This window comes from Pseudomonas sp. ENNP23, from assembly GCF_001728945.1.
Classification (GTDB): Bacteria; Pseudomonadota; Gammaproteobacteria; order Pseudomonadales; family Pseudomonadaceae; genus Metapseudomonas; species Metapseudomonas otitidis.
Genome location: NZ_LYSP01000038.1, coordinates 1 through 26499, shown reverse-complemented (window position 1 = coordinate 26499; position 26499 = coordinate 1). Strand labels below are relative to the sequence as shown.

Below are 26499 nucleotides of genomic sequence, written 5' to 3'. Positions count from 1 at the left end.
TGCTTTTGAGTAAAGGTTACTCAAGCCGAGAAAACTCAATGGACGCCGTAAGAAACAGAGCACTTCAACTGATTCGGGCTGTAGGACCGAAGCACTTGAGCGAGCTCGGGGGCAAGAACTACGAACGCTGGCGGAACATCAGCGGCGGCAAGATCCGGATCAGCACCGACGAAGTGGGCATCCTTGCCGAGGCTTATCCACAGTTCGCGCTCTGGCTGATATCCGGGCGCACGGAGCCGGAGAACGGGCACATCAGCCCGGATGACGTGCCTTCTGCGTGATGACAGAGGGTTGAAGCCAGGCCAGGGGCAGAGCAGCCCCGAACACGACGGCCTGATCGCCCCGCCCTCCCAGGACTAGCTTCTCCTTCCACCTTCCCCCGCTCGGTGCCCACGTCATGAGGCGCCGGGCCCTTTCCTCTTCGATCCCCCGGCTTCACGCCTACCCTCCCCCGCTGCGTGCGGCCAACTGCTCATGCAGGGACCACGCGACGGCGTAGGGCTGTTCGCGCTGGCTGAAGGCGGCCCCGGCCTGGTGCCAGTGCGCTTCCTCCAGCCCGCTGCGGGCGATTTCGTGGGCGAGTGCATCGATCTGCCGTTCGAGCGTGCTGCCCAGGCCGGCGGTGACGGTGAGCGGCAGGCCGAACAGCGGTCGCCCGATGAAGGCGGGGTAGCGCTCCGTCGGTACGTCGAGACCGGTGGCCTGGAGGCCCAGCAGGACGACACGGCCCTCGGCATCCACCACCTCCAGCCCGTACGAGCCGCCATCGCTCAGGGCCCAGCCGTCGAGGCGCTGGAGGGGGTAGGCCAGGCGGGGCACCTGGGTGAGGTAGAGGTAGCCGGCGCCTGCGGCACTGGCGGCGAGTGCCAGGGCGAGTGAGGTGATCCCTGATGCGCGTTTCATCGAGGCCTCCTTGCGGGTGGGCGAAGCCTACAGGGCGCGGGGCCTGGCGGGCCATGGCGGCTTGCCGGGGTGCTGAAAGCAGAACTGGCCGGTCATCCCCCCGGTGGGAAAAAGTTGTACAAGCCTCTTGCGTAAACTTATACGCAGCGTTAGAAAAGCTATACAAATTTACTGAATGTACAGCTTTAGAGGACTCGATCATGCCGGCCTACCGCGCGCCGCTCCGCGACATGCGCTTTGTGTTCGATGAAGTACTCGATGCCTATTCGCACCTGCAGGCGCTGCCGTCCCAAGGGGAATTCGGCGCGGACCTGGGCAGCGCGATCCTCGAAGAGGCGGCGCGGCTGGCTGAGGGCGTGCTGGCCCCGCTGAACAGCTCGGGCGACAAGGAAGGCTGTCATTACGACCCGTCGACCCGCGCGGTGAAGACGCCCGCCGGGTTCCGCGAGGGCTACCGCCAGTTTGCCGAAGGCGGCTGGACAGCGCTGGCCTGCCCCACCGAGTTCGGCGGCCAGGGCCTGCCCCATGTGCTGAACATGATGGTGGAGGAGATGGTGTGCTCGGCGAACCTGTCGCTGGGCATGTACCCGGGCCTGACCCACGGCGCCATCAATGCGCTCTCCGCCCACGGCACCCGCGAGCAGCAGGAGGCTTACCTGCCGAAGCTGATCAGCGGTGAGTGGACCGGCACCATGTGCCTGACCGAGCCGCAGTGCGGCACGGACCTGGGGCTGATCCGCACCCGCGCCGAACCCCAGGCGGACGGCAGCTACGCGCTGAGCGGTACGAAGATCTGGATCACCGGCGGTGAGCACGATCTGGTGGAGAACATCGTCCACCTGGTGCTGGCCCGCCTGCCCGACGCGCCGGCCGGGGTGAAGGGGATTTCGCTGTTCCTGGTGCCCAAGTTCCTCGCCGATGGCAGCCGCAACCCGGCGTTCTGCGGCGGGCTGGAGCACAAGATGGGCATCAAGGGTTCGGCCACCTGCGTGATGAATTTCGAGGGTGCCAAGGGCTGGCTGATCGGCGAGCCCCACAAGGGTCTGCGCTGCATGTTCACGATGATGAACTCGGCACGCCTGATGGTCGGTATGCAGGGCCTGGGCATTGCGGAGAACGCTTACCAGATCAGCCTGGGCTTCGCCCGCGAGCGCTTGCAGAGCCGCTCGCTGAGCGGGCCGAAGGCGCAGGACAAGCCGGCGGACCCGATCCTGGTACACCCGGATGTGCGGCGCATGCTGCTGCGCCAGAAGGTGATGATCGAGGGCAGCCGCGCGCTGGCCTACTTCACCGGTCTGCATCAGGACATCGCCCACGACCACCCGGACGCCGAGGTGCGCCAGCAGGCGGACGACCTGGTGCAACTGCTGACGCCGGTGGTGAAGGCCTTCCTCACCGACGAGGGCTTCGCCTGCGCCAACGAGGGCCTGCAGGTGATGGGCGGCTCGGGCTTCACCGAGGATTGGGGCATCGAGCAATTGGTGCGGGACTGCCGCATCACCCGTATCTACGAAGGCACCAATGGCATCCAGGCGCTGGACCTGGTGGGCCGCAAGCTGGCCCTGGGCGGCGGCCGTGCGGTGCGTGGCTTCTTCCAGTTGGTGGATAAGTGGCTCAAGGCCAACCCCGAGGCGGCCCACGTGGCCAAGGTGGACAAGGCGCTGCGCCAGTTGCAGCAGGCGACGATGTGGCTGGCCACCGAAGGCATGAAGGACCCGGAACAGGCCGGCGCGGCGGCCACGCCCTATCTGCGGCTGTTCGCGCTGACCGCGCTGGCCTGGCTGTGGGCCCGCATGGCTCAGGTGGCCCAGGCCAAGCTGGACGCGGGCAGTGAGGAGAAGACTTTCTACGGCGCCAAGCTGAAGTCCGCCGACTTCTACATGACCCGAACCCTGACCGAGACCGACGGCCTGCTGGCCGAGGTGATGGCAGGCAAAGCATCCCTGATGGCGTTCAACGAGGACGAGTTCGCCGCATAGCCAACCCTCCCCCTCCGTATGCGCACGCCGGCAATCCCTCCCTTTTTTGATTGCCGGTTTTTTTTTGCCCGGAATTTGGTCGGCCCGTGGGCTGACGGGGCCGTCGTAGGGCGGATTTCAGCCCATCGGCCGACACCGACCGGGACCGATGCGGTTCGCCGAGCTCACCGCATCCTACGGGCAGGCGATGGGCCGGTTTGTGGGGGCGGGTTCGTTCGCGATGGGTCGGGAATGGTCAGCGCCGTTCCCGGGCTGAAGCCCGGGCTACGAGTGACAACGTGCCGGCCCACTGCCATTCGTACAGGCACACCCCGTAGGGTGGATCGCGCTTTATCGATCCACCGGCGATGTCGCGTCAGATGCCAGTGGTGGAGAAAAGCATCGCGAATGAATTCGCTCCCAGGGAGTGCGTCATGGGGCCGTGTCGAACGCCATCGGTGGATGGAAAGAGCGCCATCCACCCTACGCCCCGAGAGGCGATGTGCCGGTTTATGGGGGCGAAATTATTTGCGATTGGTCGGGGAGTGATCGGGCCGCGCCCATGGGTGAAGGCACACCCCGTAGGGTGGATCGCGCTTTATCGATCCACCGACGGAGCCACGCCGGATGCCGGTGGTGGGCAGGAAAAGCATCGCGAATGAATTCGCTCCCACGGGGTGCGTCATGGGGCCGTGTCGAACGCCATTGGTGGATGGAAAGTGCGCCCCCCCGGGAGGCGATGTGCCGGGCGTGGGAGCGAATTCATTCGCGATTGGTGAGATGGCCGAGGTGGCGCACCAACGTGTCGATCAAGAACCAACCGGAAAGCGGCAGCCCGATGAACATCATCGGTACGCTCAGGAACAGCGCTCGTCCAACCCAGGCGGTCATGTCCTGCCCGTTCGACAGGCAGTCATGCAGCCCCTTGGTGTTGCCTTGGCAGTCGAAGTGTTCGAAGGCCCAGATGCCCCATTGCCATCCCAGCCAGGTAACGCCCATCGGGAGCAGGGCCAGCACGTAGCGGCTCAACCAGCCCAGCCGCTCGGCACGCCTCCAGAGCAACCAGGGCGGCGCGAACAAGAAGGTGGCGAGCAGTGGCCAGAACAGCAGGTCGATCATGGGGTACGTCCTGTACTGAAAGCGTCCAAGCAAGGCGCACGATTTTAGCGTCGTCGGCACCGGAGGGAGAGCCTCGCGAATGAATTCGCACGGGGTACGGCACGGAGCCGTAGGGTGGGCTTCAGCCCACGCTGTCTGCCGTTGGTGGACTGAAGCGGAACGCCGCCCGGCCCACCCTACAGGGCATACGCAGAACGCCATTGGTGGATGGAAAGAGCGCCATCCACCCTACGCCCCGAGAGGCGATGTGCCGGTTTGTGGGGGCGGGTTCGTTCGCGATGGGGCGGGAATGGTCGGTCAGCGCCGTTCCCGGGCTGAAGCCCGGGCTACGAGTGACAACGTGCCGGCCCACTGCCATTCGTACAGGCACACCCCGTAGGGTGGATCGCGCTTTATCGATCCACCGGCGATGTCGCGTCAGATGCCAGTGGTGGAGAAAAGCATCGCGAATGAATTCGCTCCCACGGGGTGCGTCATGGGGCCGTAGGGTGGGCTTCAGCCCACGCTGTCTGCCGTTGGTGGGCTGAAGCGGAACGCCGCCCGGCCCACCCTACAGGGCATGTGCCCTGGGATCGGGAGGGAATTGATGCGGTTCGCTGAGCTCACCGCATCCTACGGGGCACGCTTTGGGTGACGGCAAACAAAAACACCCCGCCAGGGCGGGGTGTTTGTGGGGGTGCCGTCAGGAGGCGGTGTTGCCTGTCAGGTGGGCGTCGGGTTGGTTGCCGAGCTTGAACAGCTTGAACAGCACGGTCAGCAGTACGAGGAAGGCCGGGCCGATGTAGAGGGCGATGCGGGTGTCTTCGAAGAAGGCCATGAGCGCCACCACCAGGACCAGGAAGGCCAGGGCGAGGTAGGAGCTGATGGGGAACAGCCACATCCTGAACTGCAGCTTGCCCTGTTCGGCGGGGCTGAGGCTGCGGCGGAACTTCATCTGGGCGAGCAGGATCATGGCCCAGGTCCAGATGGCGCCGAAGGTGGCGATAGAGGTGACCCAGACGAACACCTTCTCCGGCACCAGGTAGTTCAGCAGCACGCCCAGCAGCAGGGCGAAGATGGACAGCAGCAGGGCGTTGCGCGGGACGCCATTGCCGGAGGTGCGGCCGAAGGCGCGCGGGGCCTGGCCGTGCTGGGCGAGGCTGTAGAGCATGCGGCCGGTGCTGAAGATGCCGCCGTTGCAGGAGCTGAGGGCGGCGGTGATGACCACGAAGTTGATGATGCCGGCGGCGGTCTTGATGCCGAGGCGCTCGAAGGTCATGACGAAGGGGCTGCCCTGGGTGCCGATCTCGTTCCACGGGTAGATGGACATGATCACGAACAGCGCGCCGACGTAGAACAGCAGGATGCGCCAGAACACGGAGTTGATGGCGTCGGGGATGGTCTTCTGCGGGTTGCGCGCTTCACCGGCGGTGAGGCCGATCATCTCTACGCCGAGGTAGGCGAACATGACCATCTGCAGGGACATGAGCACGCCCTGCACGCCGTTGGGCATGAAGCCGCCGTGGGTCCAGAGGTTGCTGATGCCGGTGGCGATGCCGCCGTTGCCGATCCCGAAGAGGATCATGCCGGCGCCGGCCACCACCAGGGCGATGATGGTGACGATCTTGATCAGGGCGAACCAGAACTCGAACTCGCCGAAGGCGCGCACGGTGATGAGGTTGATGGCGCCCATGCTCGCCAGGGCCAGCAGGGCCCAGATCCAGCGGTCCACGTCGGGGAACCACATCTGCATGTAGATGGCGACGGCGGTGATCTCGGCGACGCAGGTCACCAGCCAGAGGAACCAGTAGTTCCAGCCGGTGAGAAAGCCCGCCAGCGGGCCGAGGTAATCCTGGGCGTAGCGGCTGAAGGAGCCGGCCACGGGGTTGTGTACGGCCATCTCGCCGAGGGCGCGCATGATCACCAGGATGGCGAGGCCGCCGATGATGTAGGAGAGCATGATGGCGGGGCCGGCCATCTGGATGGCCTTGGCCGATCCCAGGAACAGACCGACACCGATGCAGGCGCCAAGCGCCATGAGCCGTATGTGTCGTTCACCCAAACCGCGTTGCAGTTGATCGCTGCTGGACATGAAGAACCTCTTATTTTTGTAAAAGGGCTGACACCCGCCAGGGGGTAACCCGGCGGGCGCTCTCGTTTCCCGCGGGCCCGGTTGGGGCGGGCGGGAGCAGAGGACGTCCGTGACCACAGGGCGTGCCTGTCAGTCCGGTTCGGACGGCCGGCTGTTGTATAGGGGGGTGTGCCGGGGGGCAACTTGCTAATCGGCTTCCGGGTTAAAACAGCTGAATCTGCTGCGCGGACTATACAGCGCAGTGAAAATGTCTTCGATACGACCAATTGGCAGGAATAGAGCGGCTGGCACGCCCGTTCTGACCTGTGAACGACGGGGAAGCCGCGATTCCTGGCCGTTTCACCAGAAAACCCCTGGCCGGCCTGCGCTGTGGTGTCGCAGGCCGGCGGGCGGGTTCAGCGCAGCTTGGGGCGGGTGCCGAGCAAGAGGCCGGCGAAGATCATGGCGCCGCCGAGCCAGTGGTAGGCCTGCAGGGACTCGCCGAGCACCAGGTAGCCCAGCAGCGCGGTGAACACCGGCATGAGGTAGTTGGTCAGCGATACCTTGGCCACGCCGAGCACGGCGATGCCCCGGTTCCACAGCAGGTAGGCGATCAGCGAGGCGAAGGTGCCGGTGTAGCCGATGGCGGCGAGGTTGGCCGGGCTGGGGGCGAAGCCCTGGCCGCTGGCGATCTCCAGCAGGTACAGCGGCAGCAGCATGGGCACGCCGCAGAGGATCAGCGCGCCGAGGAACACCAGCGGGGGGATGCCCTGGAACCAGGCGGCCCAGCGCCGTTGCAGCAGGGTGTAGAGCGCCCAGTCGAGCACGCCGAGCAGCATGATCAGGTCGCCAGGGTTGAAGCGCAGGCCGGCCAGGGTGGCCAGGCTGCCCTGGCCGATCAGCACCAGCAGGCCGAGGATGGCGACGGCCATGCCACCCCAGGCGCGTCGGGCCGGCCATTCCCCCAGCAGCACCCCGGCGCCGATGAAGGTGGCCAGGGGCAGGCAGGTGTTGAGCAGGGTGAGGTTGATGGCCACGGTGGTGCGTGCGGCGAAGTACATCAGCACGCTGAAGGTGCAGATGCCCAGCGCGGCCACCACCAGCAGGCGCCAGCCGGCGCGGCGCAGGGCGGCACGGTGCTGCCACAGGGGCTTGGCGATGAAGGGCAGGAGCAGCACCAGGGCGACGCTCCAGCGCCAGAAGGTCAGGGCGAAGGGCGGGATGTCGTCATGGAAGGCGCGGGCCACCAGGGCGTTGCCGGCCCAGCAGGCGCTGGCCAGTACCAGGCCGGCCCAGGCGAGCGCCGGGGCGTGTGTGCGGTTCATGGGTCAGCGCGCGCCCTGGGGGCGCAGGCGGTACTGCGGCGGTAGCTGGTCGATGCCGCTGACGGTGACGTTGAGGTCTTTCCAGAGGCCGTCCTTGATGCCGTAGATGCAGCCGTGAACGGACAGCGACTGGCCGCGGTGCCAGGCGTTCTGGACGATGGTGGTGTGGCTGACGTTGGCCACCTGCTGCATGACGTTCAGCTCGCAGAGGCGGTCGACCCGCGCTTCGTCGGTGGGGAACTGGGCGATGTGGTCGCGGTGTTCGTAATAGAGGTCGCGGATGCTGCGCAGCCAGCCGTCGATCAGGCCGAACTGGGCATCCTGCATGGCGGCGCGCACACCGCCGCAGCCGTAGTGGCCGGTGACGAGGATGTGCTTCACCCGCAGCACGTCCACGGCGTACTGGACGACCGACAGGCAGTTGAGGTCGGTGTGCAGGACGACGTTGGCGACATTGCGGTGGACGAACAGGTCGCCGGGCAACATGCCGACGATCTCGTTGGCCGGTACGCGGGCGTCGGAGCAACCGATCCACAGGTATTCGGGCGCTTGCTGCTTGGCCAGTTTCTCGAAGAACTGGGGGTCGTCTTCCTTGATGCGTTCAGCCCAGCGGGCGTTGTTGTCCAGCAGCTGCTGCAGGTCGCTCATGGTGCTTTTCCTCCGTTGGCCGGCGCACCTTACGAAGGGGGGCCGGCTTTGACAAGGCTGGATGCCGAGCCGGCCGGCCCGGGGGCGTGGCTTTCGGGAAGGGCGGGCGCGGTGTCAGTCGAGCAGGGTGCAGGCCATGACGAGGGCGTCTTCACGGCCGCCAACGGCGGGGTAGTAGCCACGGCGGCGGCCGACTTCGTTGAAGCCGTAGCGCTCGTAGAGGCGGTAGGCCGATTCGTTGCTGGCGCGCACTTCGAGGAAGCATTCGCGGGCGTTGAGCGCGCGGGCGCGGTCCATCAGGTGCTCCAGCAGGCGCAGGCCGAGGCCGCGCCCCTGGCTTTCCGGCTTGACGGTGATGTTGAGCAGGTGCGCCTCGTCGATGATCACGTTGATCACGCCGTGGCCGACCTGCTGGGAGCCTTCGAACATCAGCCAGCAGTCATAGGACTTGATGCCGTCGGCGAAGATGCCGCGCGTCCAGGGGTGGCTGAAGGCGGCGTATTCGATCTTGAGTACGGCGTCGAGGTCCGCCTCGGTCATGGGGCGGAAGGTTACGGCATCGGTCATTCAGCGTTGTTCCAGCGGCGCATGACCCGGCGCATGGCGCGCCAGAGGTCCGCCTTGCGGTGCGGTTCGTCCATCAGCAGCTCCAGGCCGGGTACGGCCCAGGCGGCACAGAGCCCTTCGATCTGCAGTTCGCGGCCAAAGGCCTCGGCGTCGGCTTCGCCGGCAAAGCGCACGGCGGGCAGCCCCACCAGCCAGAGGCAGGCGCAGGCCGGGCCCTCTTCCAGGCGGGCAGCGAGGAAGCCCTGGAGGAAGTCGCGGGCGGCGTCGGGGCCCTGGTCCATGTTGCCGCGGGCCAGCAGCGGCCAGCGGATCGGCTCGCCGATGAGCTGCGGCGCATCCGGCAGGCCGGCGGCGCGCAGCAGGTCCTTGAGCAGCAGGTAGGCCGGGTCGCGGCTCTGGAAGCCTTCCCCGGTGGGCAGTTCCACCAGCAGCAGGCAGGCACCGGCCCGCAGCAACTGGAGGGCGAAGCGCGGCGGGGCCACCGGGGCGGCCTTCACCGGCTGGGGTGCATCCACCTCGGGCTCCGCCGCCGGCTCGGGCACGGCCACGCGGGGCGTGCTGCCCGGGCGCGGCACCTCAATCTTCGGCCGGGGCGCTGCCGGGGCTTGGGTGCGTTCGGCCACGACGGCTGCGGCCGCCGGTTCCGGGCGCGCGGGGCGGACCGGTTCCGGCGTGGGCAGGGGCTCGGGCAGCACCAGCAGTTCGGGGCGCGAGGGGGCGGCGAAGGGCAGCGCCGTGCGCGGCAGCCAGGTGGCGACCTGCATGGCGTCGAGGTATGCGCGGCGGCGAAGCTCTGGGATCAAACGTCAGCTACCTGTGGATGGGCTTTGCGTACGCCGGCCTGCATGAGGTTCAGCGCGTTGAGATAGGCCTTGGCGGAGGCGAGCACTATATCCGTATCGGCGCCGTTGCCGTTGACGATTCGTCCGGCTTTTTCCAGGCGCACGGTCACTTCGCCCTGGGAATCGGTGCCCTGGGTGATGGCGTTGACGGAGTAGAGCTGCAGGCTGGCGCTGGAGCGGGCCAGGCTTTCGATGGCCTTGAAGGCGGCGTCCACCGGGCCGGAGCCCTGGGCGCGGGCTTCGTGGTCCTGGCCGTCGATGCTGAGCACCACGCGGGCTTCGGGGATCTGCCCGGTGCGCGAGGTGACTTCGAGGAAGGCCAGGCGGAAGTGCTCGGGGGCTTCTTCGCCGAGGGTGTCGGAGACCAGGGCCTGGAGGTCTTCGTCGAAGATCTCGTGCTTCTTGTCGGCCAGGGCCTTGAAGCGGGCGAAGGCTTCGTTCAGTTCGGTCTCGCCGGGCAGGTGGATGCCCAGCTCTTCCAGGCGGGTGCGGAAGGCGTTGCGGCCGGAGAGCTTGCCGAGGGAGAGCTTGTTGGTGTGCCAGCCCACCGACTGGGCGGACATGATTTCGTAGGTTTCGCGGTGCTTGAGCACGCCGTCCTGGTGGATGCCGGACTCGTGGGCGAAGGCGTTGGCGCCGACGATGGCCTTGTTCGGCTGCACCGGGAAGCCGGTGATGCTGGAGACCAGGCGCGAGGTGCTGAGGATGTGCGGGGTGTCGATGCCGGTGTGCACCCCGAGGACGTCGGCGCGGGTCTTGATGGCCATGACGATCTCTTCCAGCGCGGCGTTACCGGCACGCTCGCCGAGGCCGTTGATGGTGCATTCCACCTGGCGGGCTCCGGCGGCGACGGCGGCCAGGGAGTTGGCGACGGCCAGGCCCAGGTCGTTGTGGCAGTGCACGGAGAACACGGCCTTGTCGGCGTTGGGGATGCGCGCCAGCAACTGGCGGATGGTCTCGGCGTACTGGTGCGGGATGGCGTAGCCGACGGTGTCGGGGATGTTGATGGTGCGGGCACCGGCGTCGATGGCGGCTTCGATGATGCGGCAGAGGAAATCGAGCTCGGAGCGGCCGGCGTCCTCGCAGGAGAACTCCACGTCGGCGCAGAGGTTGCGGGCATGGCGCACGGCGCGCACGGCCTGCTCCACCACCTGGTCCGGCTGCATGCGCAGCTTGTACTGCATGTGGATGGGGCTGGTGGCGATGAAGGTGTGGATACGCCCGGCATTGGCGCCCTTGAGGGCTTCGGCGGCGCGCTCGATGTCGGCCTCGACGGCGCGGGCCAGGCTGCACACGGTGCTGTCCTTGATGCTGTCGGCGATGGCCTTGACCGCTTCGAAGTCGCCGGGGCTGGCGATGGCGAAGCCGGCCTCGATCACGTCCACCCGCAGGCGCTCGAGGGCCTTGGCGATGCGCAGTTTCTCTTCCCGGGTCATGGAGGCGCCGGGGCTTTGCTCGCCGTCACGCAGGGTGGTGTCGAAAATGATGACGCGATCGTTGTTGTTCATTGTGGTCACTCTCCTCTTGTCCCGCCGGGGGTGCGGCCGAGCGCTGGCTAATGACGCCGCGGCTCGTGGCCGCGACGACGGATGGCGGATTGTGGCGCGAAACGCGCGGGGCGGGAAGGCGCGGGCGGCGCACAGGGGCGCCGCCGTACAGGCTCAGTTGATGGGCGTGGCGGTGAGGTTGGCGCGGATGTCGGCGTTCTGCAGCTTGACGCCGTACATGGAGGTGACGGCCCCGCCGGTGGGGTGTACGTGCTGGACGCGGTCGATGTCCACTTCCTTGAAGTGGACGCGCCCGTTCACCGCGAAGCCCAGCGGGTCGGGGGTGACGGGGGTGCAACTGCTGCCGTTCTTGGTGCAGACCTTGGTGGGCGCGACGTCGAGGTTGAGGTCGGCGTTGAAGCCGTAGGTGTTGGCGTTGGGGTCCTTGGGGTCGCCGTCGGAGGTGTGGAAGTTATCCACAACCAGTTGGGCGCCGCTGCCGTTCACGCCGTTGACGCGGTCGGTCTCGAGGATGATCTGGTTGCGCTTCTCGTCGGTGGCGACGCCGTTGACGGAGCTGTCGATGGTGGTGTCGCGGACGAAGACGTTCTTCAGCTTGACCGAGACGCCTTCGTTGCCCCGGTCTTCCCAGCGGCCGCCGCTGGCGGAACAGGCGCTGGCGGTGGCGCCGCTGCCGCCCACGCAGAGGGCGCCGGCCCCGCCGGAGCTGAGGGCGAGGGTGGAGCCCTGTTCGTAGCGCTTGAGCACCAGCCGGCCAAGGCTGGCGCCGGTGGCGCGGTCGCCCCAGCGCAGGTCGGAGACGTCGAGGTTGGACCAGTAGGTGCCCTTGCGCAGTTCGACGCCGTTGTGGGTGACGTCCACGGTGCCGTCGCGGAAGTGCATGTCGTAGCGGGTGCCGGACAGCCACAGGCCCTTGCCGGTTTCGTCGACGGTGATGGCGGCGCGGGCGTCGCTGACCACGAAGTCGGCGTTGTAGCCGATGCCGTCGCCCACCAGGCCGCCGGGCTTGAGGGTGATCTGGCCGTTGAGGGTGAAGTCGTAGGCCGGGAAGATCTCCATCAGCACCAGCAACTCGGTGCCGCCCTGCAGGGGGGCGTTGGCGCTGCCGACTCGCAGGCCGTCGAAGCTGTAGCTGCCCTTGAGGTTGTTGAGCCCCAGGCGCAGGCCGTCGAAGTGGCCGTTGTAGTTGCCCTTGCTCATGTCGCTCTGGGTGCCGGCGTAGCACCCGGTGGCGCCGCCGCCGGCGCAACTGCGGGTGATGTCGAGGGTGAGCTGGCCGCTGCCGTAGGTGCGCAGGCCGCTGAACCACATGCTGTTGCCGTTATCGGTGAGCGAGACCGCGCTGTTGGCCATGTTCCAGTTGAGGTCGGCGGTGAGGCCGGCCAGCCCGGAGTTGGGGTCGCCGCCGGGGCGCAGGGCGATGCTGTTGCGGCGGCTGCCGTCGTCGACGAAGTTGAGGTCGATGCCGAGGCTGCCGAGCTTCTGGTTGGTGGGGTTGCCGAGGATCAGCCCGCCGAGGGTGGCGTTGAGCTTGAGGTCGGCGAAGGCGATCTGGACGAAGCTGCCGTTGGCGTCCTGCACCAGGTCGAGGGTGAGGCCGTTGAGGCTGCGCAGGGTGCCGGAGAAGTTCTCGGCGCGGAGGATGCCTTCGTCCTGGTACTGGAACAGGCTGTTGCTGATGCTGACGTCGGTGCGCACCCGCAGGCCGGAGCCGCTGGCGCCGCCGCTGGAGACGCTGACGGTGCCGCCCAGGCGCAGGTCCATGTTGAGCTTGCCGAAGCTCTTGTCGGCGCCGGGGCCGCGCAGGTCGGGGGCATCCGGGGTGACGGGGCTGGCCGTGGGGTCGCCGCTGGCCAGGTCGAGCCCGATGCCGCCGATGGCGGCGATGAAGCGCGAGTTGCCGAGGTCGAGCTTGACGGCCTGGCCGTCGCCGCCGCTGACGATGTCGAGGTAGGCGTTGTTCAGGTAGGCGTCCAGGCTCATGCCCTTCACCACCAGGTCGTAGCCGTTGTCGCGGTAGTAGAAGGTGACGTCGGAGAGCGACAGGCGGCTGTCGTCCACCGAGATGCCGGTGACGCCGCTGGCGCCCCCGCCCTTGAGCTTGAGCACGCCGCCGAGGGTGTAGAAGGCGCGCAGGCCGCCGAAGCTGCGGGGGCTGCCGCCCATTTCGACGCTGTTGACGTTCATGACCCGGGCGCCGCCCTGGTGCTGCACCTGCAGGCGGCCGCCGGTGACGTCCACCTGGGTGGTGGAGGTGGTGGTGGCGCCGGTGCGGGCCTGGTTGCTGACGCCCTTGAGGTTGAGGCTCTGGCCGTCCTCCTGGTAGCTGATGGAGCTGGCGGACCAGGTGCCGGTGGTGGTTTCCAGGGTGATGCCGTCCCGGCCGCTGACATCGGAGAGCGCGGAGTCGTCCAGCGCCTGCATGGCCTGGGCCAGGGGGCTGAGGAGGACCGCGAACAACGCCACTGCACGCATCGCCTGCTCCTTCTTCTATTTGGGGAACACCAGCACGCTGCCTTGCATGCGGATGCTGCCGTCGATCCGGGCGGAAAAGATGTTGGTCTGCTGGTAGGTGGCGTCGCCGCCGTTGGCGACGGTGCCGGCCTTGTTGCGCCAGCCGCCCTGGTTGGCGACGGCGAAGGCGAAGCTGCCGTCCTTGAAGCGCACGTTGTTGGGCAGGCCCAGTTCGATCACGTCCTGGTTGAAGCCGGCGCTGGCGTCGTTGATGGCGCGGGTGCGCAGGGTCAGGCCCTCGAAGCTGAACACGCCCTTGAGGTTGTCCAGCACGTACCAGCCACCGTTGGCTTCGGTGCGTATGGCGACGCGCATGCCGCAGGCTTCGGGGGTGCTGGCACCGGCGGTGGCGCAGCTGCGTTCGTTGACCGTCCACTGCGCGGGGTTGTTGCCGGCGGGGGTGTTCCACAGCACGCCGCCGGCCTTGTTGATGCTGAACTCGCCGGAGAGGTAGACCCCGCCCTGGCCGCTGGTGGCGCTGAGGTCGGCGTCGTCCAGGGGCTTGAGTTCGGCCTGGGCGCCAGCGCTGGCGAGCAGCAGGGCCAGGGTGAGCAGACGGGTCCTAGAGGTCATGGCTGGTCACCTTCAGGTAGTTGATGCTGAGGCCGCCGATCTCGTTGTAGCCGAAGTTGTAGCCGCCGGTGGCGGGGTTGCCGGTGCCGGACTTGAGGTTGTTGATGATGATGCTGGTGCGCGGGGCGTTGGCGTAGAAGTCGTCGGCCAGGGCCTGCTTCTGCGCGGCGGTGGTGCCGGATGCGGTGGGGTTCTGCAGCTCCAGCACGAACTGGCCGTTGCTGCTGACGTCGAACAGCAGCGGCTGGCTCTTGCCGTAGCCCAGCGCCACGGTGGCGTAGGCGCCGCTCATGAAGAGCGTGCGGTCGCGCTGCTGTTGGGCGGTGGTGCAGTTGGTGGTGCCGGCGGCGCAGGACATGAGCTGGATGCCCTTGGCGAAGACGTTCAGGCGCAGTTCGCCGACCATCTGGTTCTTCACCTTGTCGCCCCAGAGGCGCAGGTAGGAACCGTCCATGGCCAGTTCGGCGATGTCGAGGTTAATGACGTCGGTGCGCCCGGCGGCGACCTGGAAGTCGAAGCGGATGCCCAGGTCGACCTTCTCGCTGGCCCGGCTGGAGCAGGTGTTGCCGCCGGTGCTGTAGCCGCTGATGCAGGCCGACCCGCCGCTGGTGAGGCGCTCGGGGAAGGTGAACTCCAGCACCGAGATGCCGCTGGGGGTGGTCTGCACCCACTGCCCGGCATCGTTGAGGGTGCGCATCGACTCGCCCCGGGCGAAGTTGAGGGTGAAAGGATGGTCGAGCCGGCCGATGGTCACCGGGTTGAGGTTGGCGCCGTTGTTGCTCCCGGTGGCCCCCAGGTAGAACTCCTTCACGGCGATGGGCACGTTCTGCCCGCTGCCGTTGGTGATGTCATTGAGGGTGATGATGGCGCCGCTGGCATCGAGCATCACCTTGTCCAGCACGAAGCCGATGCCGGCGCCGTCCACGGCGGACAGCTCGGAATCGTCCATGGCCTGCATCTCGGCGTTTGCCAGGGCCGGCAGCAGACACGACAACAGGGCCAGGGTGCGCATGGTCAGCACCCCTTGGTGGCGGAGCCGAGGCAGGTGTCCTGGCGGGGGATGCCGTTGAACGCCTGGTTGAAGTCGATGTTGATCGGCGACACCAGGTTGCCGTTGGCGTCCCGGTACTTGGGCATATTCAGGAAGGCGCCCTTGAGGGCGGTCATGAAGGCGTTGCTGTCCATGTCGCGCCAGGCCACATCCTGGGTCTGCAGGGAGATGAAGAAACCCTTCGCAGCGCCCTCCATGCCTGCCATGTTGCTGGTGTTGCCCACGGGCAGGGACTGGAACTGGGAGAGGTTGAAGCAGGTCTGGATACCCAAGATGCCGCAATTGTTGGAGCGAATGATGGCAAGCGCGAGATCAGATACCACCGGAAAGCAGCCGCTGGTGCACTTCAGGCCGTCGCCGTTGACCACCCCCGCACTGGATGACCTTGTAGGGTCCGCCCTGCCAGAGCTGTCGACCAGGTTCGCGTCAGCCTCCAGCGTACTGGTTTCATAGATACCCCCCGCCCCTAAAAGGAATTGCTGCCATCCGCTGGCATTGGCATAAATCGCCCTGGCCGAGCCTTTGATATGCACGGGAATATTCCCGGTCAGGCTCTGGATGTCACCCGAGAGAATCCCCTTGGCCTCGCCAAAGCCGATGCGCACCCCCACCACCTGGTTGCCCGAGTAGGCGAACTCGACGAAGGGGTTGGAGACCTTGAAAGGGTTGATGGTGTTGTCGGCATTGACGGTGCCGAGGGCAAAATTGTTGATCAGGATGTCCGACGAGCCGGCCGCCTCACCGGCGCGATCGTACTGGCCGAGCTGGAGCTTCTTGATGTTGAGCTGGGTGTCGACGTCCACCCCGAAGTTGACGCGGGTGTAGTTGATGCCGGCGTTGGCGTCGGTGGTCAGGTTGATGAAGGCCTGGCCGGTGATGGTCGAGAGTTCAGCGTCATCCAGGGCCTGCATCTGGGCCTGGGCAGCGGTGGCCAGCACACTGGCGGCGAGCAGGAAGACAGCGCCCCTGAAGGGACTGCGAGACGGACGCATGGCGGGTTCCCTCACTTTTCTTGTTATCCGGGGCCGCTCCGGGGGCGGCGCGGTTCCGTGTTGCCACTATAGGGGCGCCCCTGCCATTTAGGCCCGACCCATAGGCGGGAAAAGGGCGGAATTGCATGGGCCCCGTACCGAGCGGCCGCTGCGGTTGTTACCCAAATCCACACCCGGGCTTGCCGCCCTGGCTTCGGACTGGTGATGCGCCACCGCTATCCGCCCTCGGCGTTCACCCGTCTTTGGATAGCTGGGCGAGTACCGGGGCACCTGTTCAACTGCCGGCTCCAAACCAACAAGGAGCCGTTGCCATGCTGAAATTCCCTGTCCTTCCCATCGCCCTCGTTGCGCTCGGCCTGCCCTTCATGGCCTCGGCGGCGGGTGAGCAGAGTGCGCTGGATCGTCAACTCAGTCTGATGAAGGGTGAGCCCCGCGCAGTGCTCGCCCCGTCCACGCTTAAGCCCAAGCTGTTCGGACGAAATGCACTGAGCACGGCTGCGGCCATCGCCGGCACGCTGACTGTCGGCAAGGTCATTACCTATGACGGGAACAACCACACGCCTTACAACCAGGAGCCCATGGATACCACCACGTTCAACATGGTCGTGACCGGGTACTTCAACCTCCCGCCCACCTCCGGCTCCTTGAGCCCCAACCTGGCCGCAACCACTACTCAGCTAGCCTTCGGCAGAGTGGTCAAACTGTTCAACCCCGCCCCGATCCCGGAGGCGGACCTGCTGTGCAATCTGTTCGTCACCTCCACCCTCGACCTGCAAGGCGTCAGCCTCGATGGCACCTACCTCCCGCTCAGCAAGGTCGGCTCATCGGTCAAGAACGGGACGACCTACTTCGACTACTTGGCCGTCGCCCTGGATAGCAACGCCCCCAACTATCCGCAGTACTTCCTCGACGAGCACGCCTTCTGCACCACCTTCGAATCCTTCAACAGCACCTACCCCAACGGCGCCTCGGTCCCGGTGACGCTGGTGCCCTGATCACCCAGGTGACGCACTGCGTCAGTTTGCGACTGGCGCAGGAGGGGGGCCGGGGGCGTAGAATCGCCCCAGGCCATGCCAGGCCGTGCCTTCATGGCCTGGCATGTTTTCTGCTCCCACCCTGCCATGGCTGCCCTCCTCTCCCTCATGACCACAGACCCGGATCACGCCGACGCCCGCTGGGACGAACTGAAGAACCAGAACGACCTGGCCTGGGACCTCGACGCCATCACCGACCGCCAGCAGGCCATCGACTTCCTGCTGCGCTTCGAGAACCGCCTGTGCGTCTATTCCAGCTACGTGAAGAAGCTCTACAGCAACTACAGCTTCGTGGTGCCGGAGGAGGCCCACGGCAGCATCGCCATCCTGCCCGACGAGCAGGCCTGGCATGACACCTTCCACGAAATCCCGCCGGAGGCGGTGCAGCCCACGGGCATCCACATCCTCCCTGGCGAGACCATGGGCCACACCGGTCTGTACCTGAAGATCCCCGGCGAGCATCGCCTGGCCGCCTCCCGCGAGGTGCCCTTCCAGGAAGGCCTGAAGCTGCTGATCCAGCGCTACCAGGCCAAGCACGACCACTTCCTGCCGGTGCTGGCCAAGGGGGACCTGCGCGAGTACGAGGCGCGCATGCCGTCGCTGCACCTGCACCGCGTCGATATCTCGCGCCTGGGCCACCTGTCGCAGTTGGAGGTCAACACCATCAAGGCCGCCATCGCGGATCACCTGATCGGACTCTTCCGCCACGCCTGACCGGGTGCGGCACGCGATCCTTTGATCGCTTCGGGCTGATTCGTCGCCCCCCTCATGCAGTACAATCGCCCCCTTTTTCCTGGCAGGGACCGTCTCCCACGATGATCGAACCCAAGCGCGTCTTGCGCGCCCTCGCCGAACACTGGTCGCTGCTGGAGCCGCTGTGCGAGCGCTTCGATACGGGCACCCTGAGCCTGTCCGAGCTGCGCATGCAGGTCGGCGCCCAGTTGCCGGCGGGCACGCCCACCGATATCACCGCGTTGCTCGACCAGTGGATCCGCCTGGATATCCTGGTGCCGGTGGCCAAGAGCCCCAACCGCTTCGAGCTGAACGCCCAGATCCACGACTTCCTCGCCTACCTGCGCCGCGAGCACCGCCTCGGCCTGTGCCTGGAGATCGAGGCCTACCTGCGCCACCTGGAGCGCCTGGCCGGGCACATCCAGGAAGCCTTCGAGATCCGCGACGGCAACGACCTGGCACGCCAGCTGCGCCTGCTGGACATGCGTGTGCGTGACGTGCTGAAGAAGCTCGACAACGACGAGCAGGCGCTGGTGGGCGTGGCCGAGCGGGCCAAGACCAGCGACCGGCAGATTCCGCTGCGCCAGCGCTATGCAGAAGTGCTGGCGACCTGGGACGAGTACGTCGAGCCGATGATCCAACTGGTGTCCGCCGATGGCGCCTTCGAGCAGGGCGTGCGCCGTGTGGAACAGGTGCTGCTCAAGCTGCTCGGTGAGCAGCAGCGCCTGGGTCAACTGGTGGACGATGACCTGCTGCTGCGCACCCATGCGCGCATCCTGGAGATGCAGACCACCGCCCAGTTGACCCTGCGCAAGGCCCGCGAGCTGCTGCTGCCGCTGCGCGAGGAAGCGCGCCGGCACAACGCCGTGACCCGTGGCGCGGCCCTGGCGCTCTCGGTGATCCGCAAGAAGGGCCTGGACGGGGTGCCCCAGGCGGCGATGCCGCTGTTCACCCGGCCGCAGAGCACCTTCCTCGGCAGTGCATCGCAGGTGGAGGCCTACGTCTACGCCCTGGCGCGCTTCGAGCCCAAGCCGGCGCACTTCCCCAAGGCCGGTGCCGGCCGCAAGGGCGCGCCGCCCAAGGCCCCGCGCACGGCACGGGAGATGATCGAGCGCTGCGAGCAGGCCCTGCCGCTGCCGGACCTGATGGCCTGGCTGCTGGAGCAGGAGCCGGACGGCGCCACCGACGAATTGCTGTACTGGTTCTCCCGCCTGTCGCGGGATGGCCGCTTCCAGCGCGAGCGCCTCGAGCGTCGCGACTACCTCACCGCCGAGCATCAGGTCAGCCTGAGCTCCTTCGCCCTCATCAAGAGCGAAAACCATGCAACTTGATCTTTCCGAAATGACCCAGCTCCAGGCGATCTTCCGCGAGCTGTTCAAGGGCTATCACCTCTCCCGCAGCGAGCCGGAGTGCTACGCCCAGTTGTCCACCATGCAGGACCAGTACCGGGCGCTGTTCAAGGCCCTGGGCTTCGAGCTGGTGTGCGACCCGCGCGGCTTCTACTACTTCGTGCCCGAGCAGATGGGCGCGCAGGTGAACAAGACGGCGCAGCGCCTGGCACTGTTCACCTTCATCCTGGTGGAGCACCTGGCCGACCAGGGCCGCGATCCGCTGGCAGTGCTCGACGGCGGCAGCATCGGCCGTGACGAGCTGCCGGCCCTGCTGGACAAGTACCGCGATCTGTTCCTGCAGGCCGAGGTGACCACCCACGAGGAGCTGGAGGAGAAGATCATCCGCCGCCTCACCCAGTTGGGCTTCGCCGAGGACAGCAACGGTGTGTACCGCTTCCTGCCGCCGATGCACCGCTTCCTCGATGTGTGCCTGTCGGTGCAGCACGACCGCGACCTGGCGGCCAGCCTGCACAGCACCGACCTGCCGCTGCAGGCGCCGGTGCTGATGAACGACGACGGCGACGAGCCCATCGTCAGCCTCGATCCGCAGGAAAGCCCTGTGGATGAGTCCGAAGAAGACGCCCTGGCCCGCGCCATGGCGGAAGAGCGCGCTGCACAGGAGATCGACGCATGAGCCAGGAACGCTACGGCATCCGCCGCTTCGCCCTGCTGAACACCGCCGGCTACAGCCTGGGCCTGTTCCCGCTGGAGAACCCGCTGTCGGTCTACGGCGCCAACAACCTGGGCAAGTCCGCGTCGATCAACGCGCTGCAGTTCCCCATCCTGGCGCGCATGTCGGACATGAGCTTCGGCAAGTACAGCCTGGAGCAGTCGCGCAAGTTCTACTTCGCCACCGACACCAGCTACATCCTCGTGGAAGTGTCCCTGCCCCACGGCCCGCACGTGATCGGCGTGGCCGGTCGCGGCCCGGGCGGCGGCTTCGGTCACCAGTTCTTCGCCTACCAGGGCAGCCTGGACCTGGATCACTACCAGAAGAACGGCACCTGCCTGCGCCAGCGCGAGCTGTTCGCCAACCTGGAGCGCGAGGGCATCAAGGCCTACGAGCTGAAGCCCGATGAGCTTCGCCGTCTGCTGGTGGGCGGGCATACCTCGATCCCGCTGGACCTGACGCTGATCCCGCTGCGCTCCACCAGCGAGCACAGCCTGAAGACCTTCCGCGCGCTGTTCATCAACCTGCTGCACATGCGCGAGATCACTGCGGCCAAGCTCAAGCAGCTGTTCCTCGATGCGTTCGAGCACAGCCTGCGCTCGGGCAGCGTGGACTACATCGCGGCCACCGAAGAGGCCTTCCGCGATGTGCGCCGCATGGAGCAGGACTACCAGGCGCTGGTGGCTGCCGGCCCGCTGGTGGAGGCGCTGGCCAACGGCGTGACCCAGCGCGAGATCCTGCGCGGCAAGCTGCATCGCCTGTCGCCCCTGCTGGATTCGCTGCTGGGCACCTGGCACGACTATTCGGGCGCGCGCCGCGAGGAGCTGGTGATCCAGGCCGAGCACTACCGCAGCGAGCAGGACGGCCTGCAGAACGAGCAGCGCGGTGGCACCACCGAGCTGATGCGCCTGGAGCGCGAGATCACCGAGACCCAGCGCTGGCTGGGCGAGCTGGCGGTGCTGAAGAACCGCTTTGCGCTGGTGGAGGACGCCAAGGTGCTGGAACAGCAACTGCTGGCCGCGAAGGACGCCCACGACGAGCTGGCCGGTGCGCTGGCGCAGTCCCGCCAGTTCTCCACCGAGGACCTGGACGAGCGCGTGCGCGACCTGGAGAAGCGCCTGAAGGCGGTGAAGCAGCAGCTCGACCATGCCGACAACAACAGCTACTCGCGCCTGCGCGAGGAGTTCTCCCAGGCCGACGTGGATCGCCTGATGCGCCTGTTCAACGGCCAGCTATTCAGCCTGCCGCTGGGCGAGAAAGGCATCCAACTGGATGACGCGGACGCCTGGGTTAAGACCCTGGAAGCGGTGCTGGATGGCTTCAAGGGCGATCACTTCATCGCCCCCGGCCTGGAGGTGGACCTTTCCCACATCGAGCCGCCGGCCCTGCAGGCCCTGGCCGACCGGGCGGCGCTGCGCGACCAGAAGGACCGCCTGGAGCGCGAGCTGAAGCAGTTGAAGACCCAGCAGTCCGTGGCCGCCGACCGTTCCGCGAGCAAGGCCCAGGCCGAGCAGTTGTACCAGGCGGTGCTGGATGCGCAGAAGGCCCTTGAGGACTTCCGCAAGACCCAGACCCTGACCGCCGAGGAGCCCGCCAAGCTGGAGAAGCTGGCGGTGCTGGAAGCCTCGCAGGACGAGCTGAAGCGCTCCAGCGATGCGTTCACCGAGCGCGTCCAGCAGCTGTCCGCCAAGCTGCAGCTGGTGGGCCGTCAACTGGCCGACCTGGAAGCCAAGGAACGCACCCTGGAAGACGCCCTGCGTCGTCGCCAACTGCTGCCGGCCGACCTGCCCTTCGGTACGCCGTTCACCGACCCGGTGGACGACAGCCTCGATAACCTGTTGCCGCTGCTCAACGACTACCAGGACACCTGGCAGGCGCTGCAACGCATCGATGGCCAGATCGACGCGCTCTATGCCCAGGTCCGCCTGAAGGGCGTGGCGAAGTTCGACAGCGAGGAAGATGCCGAGCGCCGCCTGCAACTGCTGATCAACGCCTACGCCCACCGCCAGGACGAGGCGCTGACCCTGGCCAAGGCCCGCCGTGCGGCGGTGACCGACATCGCCCGGACCCTGCGCAACATCCGCAGCGATTACGACAACCTGGAACACCAGCTGGCGCTGTTCAACCGCGAGATCAACAAGCGGCAGGTGTCGAACCTGGCGAGCTTCCGTATCGTGCTGGCGCCGAACAAGGATGCGCTGCGCCACATCGATCAGATCATCCACAGCGCCGGCCAGTACGAGGAAGGCGAGACGCTGTCGGTGTTCGACCTGACCCAGTCCGCCGAGCAGGACGCGAAGAACGAGGAGGCCAAGGAGTACCTGGCACGCCTGGTGGCGGCCAACGGCAACCAGTTGGGCCTGAAGGACCTGTTCGAGCTGGCGTTCGAGATCACCAAGGTGCATGGCCAGCCGGTGATCCACACGGACATCGATGGCGCGGCGTCCAACGGTACGACCATGACCATCAAGGCGCTGACCAACATGTACCTGTTGCTGCACCTGATGGACCGCGAGCAGGCCGGGCGCATCCGCCTGCCCTACTACCTGGACGAGGCGGCGGACATCGACGAGCGCAACCAGCAGGCGCTGATCGAGACCAGCGCGCAGTTGGGCTTCACGCCCATCCTGGCGTCGGTGAAGCCGCAGGTTTCGGCCCATGTGGCCATCGACCTGGAAGGCGGCAGCGGCCCGAACGGCATCTACATCGACGAGGCGGACTGGAAGTTCATCAAGCCCCGCGAGAAGGCGGCCAGCCCGGCTACCACTGAGGCGACGGGCTCCGAGGTGGAGCCCGCCTGATCGGGATGCTGTTTCGCTGACAACAAAAAGGGCCGCTTCGCGGCCCTTTTTGTTATCGGGGTGGGGTCATTTGTCGAGTTCGATCTTCGGTGCCCATTTCAACCACTCTTCGTTGAGTTCGTCGTGCAGGGCGAAGGTCTGGCCGGGGATGGCCGGGCTGCCCATCTGGGCGTTGTCCGGGGTGGCGAAGGCGATGCCGCCTTCCAGCAGCGCTTCGAGGGACTCGGTGCGTACCTTCACGCCTTTGAACAGGCCGGCGTCGATGCCGACGCCGCTGGCATTCCAGAAGCGCGTGCCGCTGCGCACCAGGGGTGCGTAGCGGGGCTCGATGAGGATGTGGATCAGCACCCGGTCGGCGGAGCTGCCGAGTTCGAAGCTCTCGACCTTGCCCACCGGCACTTCGCGGTAGCTGACCACGACGCCGGGCTTGATGGAACCCCGGCGGGCGGTGCTGAGGGTGACGCGCAGGCCCTCTTCCCGGGCGATGGTGGACGGCGGCTGGGTCAGGGCGGTGAAGCGCGTCTGGCTGGCGCCCTTGCGCATGGACGGCTGGACTTCGAGGTACTGGCCGCTGACCAGGGTGTCGAGGTTGGCGGTGCGTACCAGGCCGAGCTCGGGCTTGACCACCCAGAACTGGGTGCCTTCGCGGGCGATGCGCTCGGCGGACTCGGTGATGCGTGCGACCACGACGACACGGCTGAGGTCGTCCGCCAGGGAGATGCGCTCGACGCTGCCGACGTCCAGGCCCTTGTAGCGGACCGGGGTGCCTTCGCGCAGGCCGTCGGCCTGGGGCATGAGGATCTCCACCAGGGTGCCTTTGCCGAGGGCGAGGTTCTCGTTGTCGTAGAGGGTGAAGCGGCGCGGCTTGGTGACGGGGGTGGCCTTGGCGTCGGGGGTGGCGAAGGCGATGCCGCCGGCGAGCAGGGTCTGCAGGGACTCGCTCTTCACTTCGACGCCGGAGAGCCCGCCTTTGATGCTGACGCCGCTGACATTCCAGAAGCGGGTGGATTCGTTCACCAGGGAGGCGAACTCGGGCTCGATGTGCACGCCGACCACGACGCGCTGGCGGTCGCGGGAGAGCTGGTAGCTCTGGATGCTACCGACGCGCATCTGCTTGTAGAGGATAGGGCTGCCGACATCGAGGGAGCCGAGCTTGTCGCTGGTGAGCACCAGGTGCAGGCCGGGGGCGTCGGTGTTGAGCGGCGGAGCCTTGGGCCGTGCGGTGAATTCGCGGGTGGGGGTGCCGCTCTTGGCGAAGCGCACGGCGATGTAGTTGCCCTTCACCAGCGCTTCGATGCCGCTGATGCCGGCGAGGGAGATGGAGGGTTTGACCGTCCAGAACTCGGTGCCTTCGACGAGGAAGTCTTCGGTGCGGGGCTCCATGGTCAGTTCGGCAGTAGCCCCGGCGAAGTTCTTGTCCATGTCGAGCTTCTTGAGGGTGCCGACCTGGACGCCGTTGTACATGACGGGGGTGTTGCCGGGGTTTAGGCCGCTGACGTCTTCCATGCGCAGCATGACCTTGAGCCCGGCCTCGGCGGCTTCGAAGCCGTCGTACAGGCGGAAGGGGATGCTGGGGTCGGTGGGCGGGCTGTCCTGGCGGTTCTCGGGCGTGGCGAAGGCGATGCCGCCGGCGGCCATGCTGAGCAGCGATTCGGTGCGGATCTTCACCCCGGAGAGGCCGGCGGTGACGTTGAGGCCGCTGGCGTTCCAGAAGCGGGTGTGTTTGCGCACGAGGTGGGCGTAGGGCTGTTCGACCAGCACCTTGATCTCGACGGTGCGCTGGTCGGCGGCGAGCTGGTAGCTCTTCACCTGGCCGACCTGGATCTGCCGGTAGTAGACGGGGCTGCCCTGTTCCAGCGAGCCGAGGCGCTCGGCCTTGAGGGTGATGTGCAGGCCGGGCAGCGAGTCGGAAAGCGGCGGCGGTTCGGCGAGGGCGTGGTACTTGCGCTCGGGCTCGCCCTTGACTGGGTCGATGGCGATGTAGATGCCGGAGACGAGGGTTTCCAGCCCGGTGACGCCAGCGAGGGAGACGCGGGGGCGGACCAGCCAGAAGCGGGTTTCCTTGCTCAGGTAGGGCTCGGCCTCCTTGAGCACTTCGACGGTGGCGACCACGCCCTTGATGTCGTCGCTGACATGCAGGTCGGTGACCTTGCCAACCTGGATGCCCTTGTACATGAGCTGGGTCTTGCCGACCTGGATGCCTTCGCCGTTCTCGAAGTAGATGGTGATGTTGATCCCGGCTTCGTTCATGGACTTCCAGCCCAGCCAGAGGCCGATCGCGAGCGCTATCAGGGGCAGGACCCAGATGGCGGACCAGTTGGTGGTTTTCTTCTTCGTGGGCTTGGGCAGGTCAGCCATGCTCGTCGTCCATATCGGTGTTGTCCCAGATGAGTCGGGGGTCGAAGGTCACTGCCGCCACCATGGTGAGGACCACGACGCTGGCGAAGGCCGCGGCGCCGATGTTGGCCTCGATGCTGGCGAGGTTCCCGAAATTGACCAACGCCACGAGGATGGCGATCACGAAGATGTCCAGCATGGACCAGCGGCCGATCCATTCGATGAATCGGTACATGAGGATGCGCTGGCGGGCGGACATCGGTTGGTGGCGTTGTACGGAGTAAAGCAGCAGGGCGATGCCCACGAGCTTGAAGGTGGGCACGAGGATGCTGGCGGTGAAGACGACCAGGGCGATGGGCAGCATGTCGGCGTGGATCAGCTCGATGACGCCCCCCATGATGGTGGAGGGCGAACCCTTGCCGAAGAAGTTGACCGTCATGATCGGCAGCACGTTGGCCGGGATGTAGAGGATGGTGGCAGTCAGCAGCAGGGCCCAGGTGCGTACCAAGCTGTCGGGCCGGCGGGCGTGAAGACGGGAGCCGCAGCGCGTGCAGCTGGGGGCTTCGTCATCGGGGGCCGGCCGGTTGAGCTGATGGCATTCGCCGCAGACGAGGATGCCGGCATCAAGCGCTCTCACTGGCGTGCCCTCCCTCGTCCAACGCGTCCCAGACCTGATGGGGCGACATGGTGACTTCGAGCCAGACCTGGGACAGCAGAAGGCCGATGAAGCAGGCCAGGCCGATGCCGAGGTGCAGGTCGGCGAGGTCGATCAGTTTGACGATGCTGACGAGGATGCCCATGAGGTAGACCTCGAGCATCCCCCACTCACGCAGGTGGTGATACAGGCGGTACAGGTGCAGGCCCACCACCTGGTAGCGCCGCCAGCGAATGCACAGCAGGACCAGCAATTGGCAGACGAGCTTGAGGAACGGGATGACCATGCTGCAGAGGAACACCAGCACGGCGACGCCCTGCATGCCGCTGTCGTAGAGGCCGAGCACGCCGGTCCAGATGGTGTCCTGGGTGGTCTGTCCGAGCAGGTTGAGCTTCATGATCGGCAGGAAGTTCGCCGGCACGAAAAGCAGCAGGGCAGTGAGCACGAGGGCCATGGCCCGTCGCTCCATGTGCGCACGGTGGACGATCAACTCGTAGCCACAACGGGGACAGCAGGCTTTCTGCTCCTCTTCGACGTGCTGGCGATGCATCAGCAGGTCGCATTCGGGGCAGGCGAGCAATTCCTCCAGGGGGTATTCGGACAACGGGCGGACTTCAGCCGAGTCAGGCATACGGGGAGCTCACGGAGATTCGCGCTTATTCTAGACGAGCACAGCGCCAAAAGAGACTGCCCGAGTGTGACTGCATCTGGCCGGGCGGGGTTCATTTCTCGCCCTGCTCCAAAGTCGGCACCTGGAGCGTTCATGCACTGCAACAGCGTTTCAGCCGGCTATATGCGCGTCGGAGTTCAGTGCGATTTTCTTCCGCCC

22 protein-coding genes are annotated in these 26499 nt (G+C 66.6%); 7 read left to right on the top strand and 15 right to left on the bottom strand.

Going from position 1 to position 26499, the window contains the following annotated elements; genetic code table 11:
- Positions 1 to 95 precede the first annotated feature (95 nt).
- Positions 96 to 281 carry a DNA-binding protein gene (locus A9G05_RS20000; protein WP_240915819.1) on the top strand — a complete coding sequence of 62 codons (186 nt, stop codon included), beginning with the start codon at positions 96 to 98 and terminating at the stop codon, positions 279 to 281.
- 160 nt (positions 282 to 441) lie between these two features.
- On the opposite strand, the gene A9G05_RS19995 is transcribed toward A9G05_RS20000, so the two are convergent.
- Positions 442 to 903, bottom strand: a complete 462-nt coding sequence (locus tag A9G05_RS19995; RefSeq protein ID WP_069562613.1) for a hypothetical protein — start codon at positions 901 to 903, stop codon at positions 442 to 444.
- Between the two features lie 200 nt (positions 904 to 1103).
- On the opposite strand from A9G05_RS19995, the gene A9G05_RS19990 reads away from it, so the two are divergent.
- The gene (locus A9G05_RS19990; RefSeq protein ID WP_069562612.1) at positions 1104 to 2882 is read left to right on the top strand and encodes an acyl-CoA dehydrogenase C-terminal domain-containing protein; all 1779 of its coding nucleotides are present in this window, start codon (positions 1104 to 1106) and stop codon (positions 2880 to 2882) included.
- 741 nt (positions 2883 to 3623) lie between these two features.
- Here the strand turns inward: A9G05_RS19990 and A9G05_RS19985 are convergent.
- The 11 genes from A9G05_RS19985 to A9G05_RS19935 all read right to left on the bottom strand — a co-directional run bounded on the left by A9G05_RS19985 (position 3624) and on the right by A9G05_RS19935 (position 16050).
- Positions 3624 to 3980, bottom strand: a complete 357-nt coding sequence (locus tag A9G05_RS19985) for a hypothetical protein (RefSeq protein WP_083272618.1) — start codon at positions 3978 to 3980, stop codon at positions 3624 to 3626.
- 682 nt (positions 3981 to 4662) lie between these two features.
- Positions 4663 to 6051 carry an amino acid permease gene (locus tag A9G05_RS19980; RefSeq protein ID WP_083272617.1) on the bottom strand — a complete coding sequence of 463 codons (1389 nt, stop codon included), beginning with the start codon at positions 6049 to 6051 and terminating at the stop codon, positions 4663 to 4665.
- A 395-nt stretch (positions 6052 to 6446) separates the two neighbouring features.
- A complete protein-coding gene (locus A9G05_RS19975; RefSeq protein WP_069562610.1) occupies positions 6447 to 7355 on the bottom strand; it encodes a DMT family transporter in 909 nt (302 codons plus the stop codon).
- A 3-nt stretch (positions 7356 to 7358) separates the two neighbouring features.
- Entirely contained in the window at positions 7359 to 8003 is a 645-nt protein-coding gene (gene can / locus A9G05_RS19970) for a carbonate dehydratase (protein WP_069562609.1), read from the bottom strand.
- 114 nt (positions 8004 to 8117) lie between these two features.
- Entirely contained in the window at positions 8118 to 8570 is a 453-nt protein-coding gene (rimI, locus tag A9G05_RS19965) for a ribosomal protein S18-alanine N-acetyltransferase (protein ID WP_044407854.1), read from the bottom strand.
- On the bottom strand, positions 8567 to 9373 hold the full coding sequence (locus A9G05_RS19960; RefSeq protein WP_069562608.1) for an energy transducer TonB: 807 nt from the start codon (positions 9371 to 9373) through the stop codon (positions 8567 to 8569). Before A9G05_RS19960 ends, rimI begins: the two co-directional genes overlap by 4 nt.
- Entirely contained in the window at positions 9370 to 10920 is a 1551-nt protein-coding gene (locus tag A9G05_RS19955) for a 2-isopropylmalate synthase (protein WP_069562607.1), read from the bottom strand. The genes A9G05_RS19960 and A9G05_RS19955 overlap by 4 nt, the downstream gene beginning before the upstream one ends.
- Before the next feature lie 153 nt (positions 10921 to 11073).
- On the bottom strand, positions 11074 to 13395 hold the full coding sequence (locus A9G05_RS19950) for a DUF6160 family protein (protein WP_069562606.1): 2322 nt from the start codon (positions 13393 to 13395) through the stop codon (positions 11074 to 11076).
- A 15-nt stretch (positions 13396 to 13410) separates the two neighbouring features.
- A complete protein-coding gene (locus tag A9G05_RS19945; RefSeq protein WP_069562605.1) occupies positions 13411 to 14007 on the bottom strand; it encodes a DUF6160 family protein in 597 nt (198 codons plus the stop codon).
- Entirely contained in the window at positions 13997 to 15019 is a 1023-nt protein-coding gene (locus A9G05_RS19940) for a hypothetical protein (RefSeq protein WP_069562604.1), read from the bottom strand. The genes A9G05_RS19945 and A9G05_RS19940 overlap by 11 nt, the downstream gene beginning before the upstream one ends.
- A 2-nt stretch (positions 15020 to 15021) precedes the next feature.
- Entirely contained in the window at positions 15022 to 16050 is a 1029-nt protein-coding gene (locus tag A9G05_RS19935; protein ID WP_069562603.1) for a DUF6160 family protein, read from the bottom strand.
- Positions 16051 to 16361: 311 nt separating this feature from the next.
- Here A9G05_RS19935 and A9G05_RS19930 point away from each other — a divergent pair, with 311 nt between their 5' ends.
- The 5 genes from A9G05_RS19930 to mksF all read left to right on the top strand — a co-directional run bounded on the left by A9G05_RS19930 (position 16362) and on the right by mksF (position 22678).
- Positions 16362 to 17045: a hypothetical protein gene (locus tag A9G05_RS19930; RefSeq protein WP_069562602.1), complete on the top strand. Its 684-nt coding sequence runs from the start codon at positions 16362 to 16364 to the stop codon at positions 17043 to 17045.
- Between the two features lie 147 nt (positions 17046 to 17192).
- Positions 17193 to 17798: a hypothetical protein gene (locus A9G05_RS19925; protein ID WP_069562643.1), complete on the top strand. Its 606-nt coding sequence runs from the start codon at positions 17193 to 17195 to the stop codon at positions 17796 to 17798.
- 101 nt (positions 17799 to 17899) lie between these two features.
- A complete protein-coding gene (gene mksB / locus A9G05_RS19920; RefSeq protein ID WP_069562601.1) occupies positions 17900 to 19147 on the top strand; it encodes an Mks condensin complex protein MksB in 1248 nt (415 codons plus the stop codon).
- Entirely contained in the window at positions 19137 to 19841 is a 705-nt protein-coding gene (gene mksE / locus A9G05_RS19915; RefSeq protein ID WP_069562600.1) for an Mks condensin complex protein MksE, read from the top strand. The genes mksB and mksE overlap by 11 nt, the downstream gene beginning before the upstream one ends.
- Entirely contained in the window at positions 19838 to 22678 is a 2841-nt protein-coding gene (gene mksF / locus A9G05_RS19910) for an Mks condensin complex protein MksF (protein WP_069562599.1), read from the top strand. The genes mksE and mksF overlap by 4 nt, the downstream gene beginning before the upstream one ends.
- Before the next feature lie 66 nt (positions 22679 to 22744).
- On the opposite strand, the gene A9G05_RS19905 is transcribed toward mksF, so the two are convergent.
- Genes A9G05_RS19905 through A9G05_RS19895 form a run of 3 tightly spaced genes read right to left on the bottom strand, consistent with a single transcriptional unit; the run spans position 22745 to position 26301 of the window.
- A complete protein-coding gene (locus tag A9G05_RS19905; RefSeq protein ID WP_069562598.1) occupies positions 22745 to 25036 on the bottom strand; it encodes a PqiB family protein in 2292 nt (763 codons plus the stop codon).
- Positions 25029 to 25652 carry a paraquat-inducible protein A gene (locus tag A9G05_RS19900; protein WP_069562597.1) on the bottom strand — a complete coding sequence of 208 codons (624 nt, stop codon included), beginning with the start codon at positions 25650 to 25652 and terminating at the stop codon, positions 25029 to 25031. Before A9G05_RS19900 ends, A9G05_RS19905 begins: the two co-directional genes overlap by 8 nt.
- Positions 25639 to 26301: a paraquat-inducible protein A gene (locus A9G05_RS19895; protein WP_069562596.1), complete on the bottom strand. Its 663-nt coding sequence runs from the start codon at positions 26299 to 26301 to the stop codon at positions 25639 to 25641. The genes A9G05_RS19900 and A9G05_RS19895 overlap by 14 nt, the downstream gene beginning before the upstream one ends.
- Positions 26302 to 26499: the final 198 nt, after the last annotated feature.

Bases quoted from the DNA above. Each gene is read 5' to 3' on its own strand.
- A9G05_RS19985 (WP_083272618.1), bottom strand. From the start codon at position 3,980: ATGATCGACCTGCTGTTCTGGCCACTGCTCGCCACCTTCTTGTTCGCG.
- A9G05_RS19935 (WP_069562603.1), bottom strand. From the start codon at position 16,050: ATGCGTCCGTCTCGCAGTCCCTTCAGGGGCGCTGTCTTCCTGCTCGCC.
- rimI (WP_044407854.1), bottom strand. From the start codon at position 8,570: ATGACCGATGCCGTAACCTTCCGCCCCATGACCGAGGCGGACCTCGAC.
- A9G05_RS19955 (WP_069562607.1), bottom strand. From the start codon at position 10,920: ATGAACAACAACGATCGCGTCATCATTTTCGACACCACCCTGCGTGAC.
- A9G05_RS19905 (WP_069562598.1), bottom strand. From the start codon at position 25,036: ATGGCTGACCTGCCCAAGCCCACGAAGAAGAAAACCACCAACTGGTCC.
- A9G05_RS19930 (WP_069562602.1), top strand. From the start codon at position 16,362: ATGCTGAAATTCCCTGTCCTTCCCATCGCCCTCGTTGCGCTCGGCCTG.
- can (WP_069562609.1), bottom strand. From the start codon at position 8,003: ATGAGCGACCTGCAGCAGCTGCTGGACAACAACGCCCGCTGGGCTGAA.
- A9G05_RS19975 (WP_069562610.1), bottom strand. From the start codon at position 7,355: ATGAACCGCACACACGCCCCGGCGCTCGCCTGGGCCGGCCTGGTACTG.
- A9G05_RS19940 (WP_069562604.1), bottom strand. From the start codon at position 15,019: ATGCGCACCCTGGCCCTGTTGTCGTGTCTGCTGCCGGCCCTGGCAAAC.
- A9G05_RS19990 (WP_069562612.1), top strand. From the start codon at position 1,104: ATGCCGGCCTACCGCGCGCCGCTCCGCGACATGCGCTTTGTGTTCGAT.
- mksF (WP_069562599.1), top strand. From the start codon at position 19,838: ATGAGCCAGGAACGCTACGGCATCCGCCGCTTCGCCCTGCTGAACACC.
- A9G05_RS19980 (WP_083272617.1), bottom strand. From the start codon at position 6,051: ATGTCCAGCAGCGATCAACTGCAACGCGGTTTGGGTGAACGACACATA.
- A9G05_RS19950 (WP_069562606.1), bottom strand. From the start codon at position 13,395: ATGCGTGCAGTGGCGTTGTTCGCGGTCCTCCTCAGCCCCCTGGCCCAG.
- A9G05_RS19995 (WP_069562613.1), bottom strand. From the start codon at position 903: ATGAAACGCGCATCAGGGATCACCTCACTCGCCCTGGCACTCGCCGCC.
- mksB (WP_069562601.1), top strand. From the start codon at position 17,900: ATGATCGAACCCAAGCGCGTCTTGCGCGCCCTCGCCGAACACTGGTCG.
- A9G05_RS19895 (WP_069562596.1), bottom strand. From the start codon at position 26,301: ATGCCTGACTCGGCTGAAGTCCGCCCGTTGTCCGAATACCCCCTGGAG.
- A9G05_RS19945 (WP_069562605.1), bottom strand. From the start codon at position 14,007: ATGACCTCTAGGACCCGTCTGCTCACCCTGGCCCTGCTGCTCGCCAGC.
- mksE (WP_069562600.1), top strand. From the start codon at position 19,137: ATGCAACTTGATCTTTCCGAAATGACCCAGCTCCAGGCGATCTTCCGC.
- A9G05_RS19925 (WP_069562643.1), top strand. From the start codon at position 17,193: ATGACCACAGACCCGGATCACGCCGACGCCCGCTGGGACGAACTGAAG.